Source organism: Mycoplasmopsis felis ATCC 23391, from assembly GCF_000701865.1.
Taxonomy (GTDB): Bacteria; Bacillota_I; Bacilli_A; order Mycoplasmatales; family Metamycoplasmataceae; genus Mycoplasmopsis; species Mycoplasmopsis felis.
This window is the reverse complement of the sequence record NZ_JNKA01000034.1, coordinates 1-5,307: the sequence shown is the minus strand read 5'-3', so window position 1 is coordinate 5,307 and position 5,307 is coordinate 1. Positions and strand designations below refer to the sequence as shown.

Sequence of the window (5,307 nt, the reverse complement as noted above, 5' to 3'; positions counted from 1 at the left end):
TTCAATATACAAATCAAGTGTATATTGATAAAGTCAAAAATCTAATGGTACAGTTTCACTTTCTAGAATTGGGAACTCATTAGATAATTGTGAAATTAAATATTGATTTGGTATCATAAAAACTGAATTATTAAATGATTTAGATTATTCAGAAATTACTTTTGATGAATTAAATCTTAAAATAAAGGAATATGTTGATTGATATAATAAAGAAAGAATTCAATCAAATTTAGAATGAAAAACACCACAGTAAACAGCTATGATGTTATAATTTACAAAAATGTTAATTTTTTGTGTCCATATTTACTTTTTTTTTTTTTTTTTTTTTTCATTTATAATAAAGAAAAGAAAGAGAAATAAAATGAAGGCCAATTTTCAATCAATACTTAATTTTTTAAAAAATAATAACAATAATTATTATGTCCCAATCTTTCAAAGACCATACACTTGAGAAAAAGAACATTGTGAAAGATTATGAAATGATATAATCATTCTTTCCAATGGACTAACAAAGAAACATTTTTTAGGTACTATAGTAAATGTTTTTCGAGCGGGAAAAAATAGTTTTACTGAAGGTGATTATTTAATTATTGATGGTCAACAAAGACTTACAACTCTAGTTTTATTGTTATTAGCTTGTATAGATGAATATAAATTAGACCTAGAACAAGAACTTCAATTTCTTAAAGATACAAGAAAATATGGTGATAGAAGATATAAAATTATATTAAACAATATTGATAAAGATATTTTAATTTCTTTAATCGAAAGAAGCGATTTATTTATATATCAAAACTCTAGATTAGTTGAAAATTATAATTTGTTTAAGAAATTAATAAAAGAATATGCTTTACCTTTTGAAACTCTAAAGGAGTGTATTGATAGATTAGAAATTTGCATTATTGAAATAGGTCATGATGACACAAACAACCCACAAGAAGTTTTTGAAACCATAAGCTCTACTGGGAAACCTTTAACTAAAACTGATTTAATACGAAATAATGTTTTAATAGGTATCCAAGTAGAAGAGCAAAATTATTTATATCAAAATTACTGAAAAAAAATCGAGGATTTATTTAAAGATAATAACTTTAAATTAAGAAGTGATAGTTTTGAATTGTTTTTCAAAGATTATTTAACATTAAAATTAAAAAGGATACCTAAAAACAATAAAATATATGAAGAATTTAAACAGTGAAGATTATTTAATAAAGATTTTATTGAACCTGAATTATTGTTAAAAGATATATACAAGAATGCTAAAATATATACAAACTTTCTTTTTTTAAGAGAAAAAGATGACAAACTAAATTTCTTTTTCAAACAATTTGTTGAACTAAATAATACACCTTCTTTTGTTCTTTTACTTAAGGTGTTAAATGATGCTGAAAATAAATTAATAGATTATCAGACTTTAATTAATATATTAGAAATTTGTATTAGTTTCTTAGTAAGAAGAAAAATTTGTTCAATTCCTTCTAGTTCACTAAATAAAATATTTGAAGACTTAATTCAAAAAATAGAAGACGAAAATTATGAACAATCAATAAATAATTTTTTAATAAATGGAAAAGACTCAAGAGAGTTCCCGGATGATAATAAATTTAAACAATCATTTATAGAAAATAATTTTAAACAAAAACAATTACCTTGATTTATATTAAAAAATATATAAAAATTTTTTAATAAAACACCTATTAATTTAGATTTATTAAGTTTAGAACATATACTTCCTCAAAACAGAAATTTAAATAAGGAATGGAGAGAAGTTTTAGGAAGCGAATGAAAAAGTAAACAAGAAAATTATCTTTATAAAATAGGAAATTTAACTTTAACTTCTTATAATTCAGAAATGAGTGATAAATCATTTGATGAAAAGAAAAATATGAAAAATGGTTTTAGTGATTCAGGTTTCAGAATTAATGATTCTTTATTAAACTTATCTAAATGAACAGAACAAGAAATCGATGATAGGTCTACTTGATTATTTAATAAAGCTATTAAAATATGAAAATATCCTGATCAACAAGAAGACATAATTGAAAACTCAAATAATAATCAGGATAATTCAAATATATTAGATAGATATATAAAAACAGAAAAAACAGAAACTTTGTATCATATCATTAATAATTGATTTTTAGATCAACCATATGAAATAAAACCCACTTACAATAAGTGATATATTACATATAAACTTTATTATATGAATAAAATAAGAAGTGTTATTTCAATTATATTTGAAAAAGAGTATCTCAAAATAATACTAAATATGAAAGATAAATATTTAAAAAGTGATGAACTTAATATATGCGAATATATCGGAAATAAAGGACACTGAGGAAACGGTGATTTACAATTTAAATTTAAAGATACTTCTAGTAAAGAATACATTCTGAAGATAATGCAAGAGTGTCTTGATTATAATTTGATTTATATAAAAAATAAAATTGATGATTAAGAACAAAAATAAGATTCAAAAACCAAACAACACTAATTTAATATCTTAGTTTGTTTGGTTTTTAATTTTATTATAAATCAATATTCTTTACATATTTAGCATTTTCTTCTATGAATTGTTTTCTTGGTAATACATTATCACCCATTAATGTTTCAAATATTTTGTCAGCTTTATATGCATCTTGAATTTGTACTTGAAGCATTTTTCTATTAGTTGGATTCATAGTTGTTTCCCAAAGTTGTTCTGGGTCCATTTCACCAAGTCCCTTATATCTTTGAATAGTAATTTTTTGATTTGGATTTAATTTAGCAATAATTTCATCTTTTTGTGCATCATTAAATGCATATTCAACGAATTTATTTTGTTGGATTTTATACAAAGGAGGTTGAGCTATATAGATAAAACCATATTCAATAAGTTGTTTAAAATATCTATAAAAAAATGTTAATAATAAGATTCTAATATGAGCACCATCAACATCAGCATCAGTCATTATAACTATTTTATGATATCTAAGTTTATTAATATTAAAATTATCACCTAAACCAGTACCTAATGCAGTAATTAATGACATAATTTCTTCGTTATCAAAAACACGCTCTGGTCTAGTTTTTTCTACGTTTAAGATTTTACCCCTTAAAGGCAAGATGGCTTGTGTATTTCTGTCACGTCCCATCTTAGCAGACCCACCAGCAGAATTACCCTCAACTAAATATAATTCACTAATTTCAGCATTTTTTGAAGCACAATCTGATAATTTACCTGGTAAACCACCACTTTCAAAAACATTTTTCCTTCTGGCATTATCTCTTGCTGCATTAGAAGCTAATCTTCCTTTTTTAGCTAAAGATGCTAATTCAACAATTTTTTTAGCTATATTAGGATTTTCATTTAAAAATCTTTCTAGAACGTTTGAATAAATTTCATTAACTGCTCTACGAGCATCCTTTGAACCTAATTTACCTTTTGTTTGTCCTTCAAATTGGGGATCAGGATGTTTAATAGAAATAATAGCAGTTAATCCTTCAATTAAATCATCACGTGTATATTTATCTGATTCATTTTTTAAATAACCTTTTTCGATTGCATAAGTGTTAATTAATCTCATTAAAGAATCATAAAATCCAGAAAGATGTGACCCACCTTCATGAGTTGAAATATTATTAGTATATGAAATAATATTTGATCTATATAAATCTTCTAAATATTGAACTGCTACTTCAACTCCTATAATAACTTCTTCTTGATTAATGTCATTAATATATTTATAATCTCCAGAAGCATATATAACATCTGTTGTAATAGGTTTATAACCTTGAGTTAATTCCTTAACATAGTCTACAATTCCGTTTTCATATTGAAATTCATTATAAGTATTGTCTCTTAAATCGTTAACACTTATGAATAAACCTTTATTTAAGTGAGCTATTTGTTTTGCATGATCAAGTATTAATTCTTTATCAAATGGAATTTTATCCATTATTTTAAAATCAGGATGGAATTGAATTTTAGTTCCAGTTTCATTTCCTTGGTATGTATCAATTATGCTTGTGCTTTTGATAGTTTGACCGCCATTTCCGAATTCAGCATAATAAATATTACCATCTCTTTTAACTCATGCTTTCATTGAATCACTAAGTGCATTAACAACACTAGCACCCACACCATGTAAACCACCTGAAACCTTATAAGCATTAGATTCAAATTTTCCACCAGCATTTAATTTTGTTAAAACAACTTCTAAAGCACTTATTCCAAATTTAGGATGCATACCAATAGGTATACCTCTTCCATCATCTTCAACTATAATTTCATCGTTTTTTGTAATAGTAATATTTATTTTTTTAGCATAACCTGCCATTGCCTCATCAACAGAGTTATCAACTATTTCTCATACCATATGATGTAAACCAGATTTTGAAGTGCTTCCGATATACATTCCAGGACGTTTACGAACGTGTTCTAAACCTTCCAAGTGTTTTATATTAGAAGCATTATATTCATTCTTTTTATTTTCTGACATTTTATCACTCCATTTATTAAATGATTTATTAATTATAATTAATAAATATAATTATAACATTATATTTATATATTACATTTTATGAAATATATCTATTTGATTATGTTGTCAGATTCCTAGATAGTGAAGTTTTGCATAATTTTGAGATTCTAAGATTACTTTATAAAATTCTTTTTGATATTTATCCTTAGTATAATAAGGTTGTTTGTAATTTGTATCTTGAATATAATGAACCCTTGCAAAACCGTTTTGAACCAAATTAAAATTAAGACTATTTTTAAAATAAAAATTATTGTCAAAATAACAAATAGAAACATATCTTTGATATTTATCCTTTTCTATTATTTTCATATATATTTCATTATTTAATTCACTTAATTTATTTTTCAAATAATTTTTAGCTAAATTTCCGTATTTATCTTCATATATAGCAAGTTCTTCATTAACAGAATCTTTTTTTATTTCAGGAGTATCAATTCCATATAATCTAATAATGTATTTTTTATTCTTATTATCTATTGCATTTATAGTATCACCATCTATAACATTACTTATTTTAACTTTAATGAAACTATTTATATTATTGTTTTTAAAATATAAATAAAAAGATAATGAAGTCAGGAGAATGCTAAATAAAGTAATATTAAAAAATATAAATTTAATTTTTTTCTTATTCATATGTTTTTTATATATCTTTAATTTTTGTTAAAACAAAAAAAGTAAAAAAATATTTTGAAAAAAATTTTTAGTGTTATAATATTCAAGCAAACAAAAAAAGTTCTTTGAAAACTAGATATATACAAAAACATGACAGTCAATTTTT

Annotated in this window: 4 protein-coding genes and 1 pseudogene; 3 read left to right on the top strand and 2 right to left on the bottom strand. The window is 23.4% G+C overall.

The features are described 5' to 3' along the window. Positions 1 to 43: 43 nt before the first annotated feature. From T405_RS04140 to T405_RS03395, 3 genes and pseudogenes are all read left to right on the top strand, one after another. A pseudogene (locus tag T405_RS04140) lies at positions 44 to 253 on the top strand (IS3 family transposase); the annotation flags it as partial. A 108-nt stretch (positions 254 to 361) separates the two neighbouring features. Next, positions 362 to 1,675, top strand: a complete 1,314-nt coding sequence (locus tag T405_RS03400) for a DUF262 domain-containing protein (RefSeq protein ID WP_036431266.1) — start codon at positions 362 to 364, stop codon at positions 1,673 to 1,675. A gap of 21 nt (positions 1,676 to 1,696) precedes the next feature. Next, positions 1,697 to 2,461 (top strand): GmrSD restriction endonuclease domain-containing protein, encoded by a 765-nt coding sequence (locus tag T405_RS03395; RefSeq protein ID WP_084271913.1) that lies wholly within the window; start codon positions 1,697 to 1,699, stop codon positions 2,459 to 2,461. 70 nt (positions 2,462 to 2,531) lie between these two features. Here T405_RS03395 and T405_RS03390 read toward each other — a convergent pair whose 3' ends face one another. Together T405_RS03390 and T405_RS03385 are read right to left on the bottom strand one after the other, a co-directional pair. Next, entirely contained in the window at positions 2,532 to 4,484 is a 1,953-nt protein-coding gene (locus T405_RS03390; protein WP_036431259.1) for a DNA topoisomerase subunit B, read from the bottom strand. A gap of 72 nt (positions 4,485 to 4,556) precedes the next feature. Then, positions 4,557 to 5,162 (bottom strand): thermonuclease family protein, encoded by a 606-nt coding sequence (locus tag T405_RS03385; RefSeq protein WP_036431256.1) that lies wholly within the window; start codon positions 5,160 to 5,162, stop codon positions 4,557 to 4,559. Positions 5,163 to 5,307 lie beyond the last annotated feature (145 nt).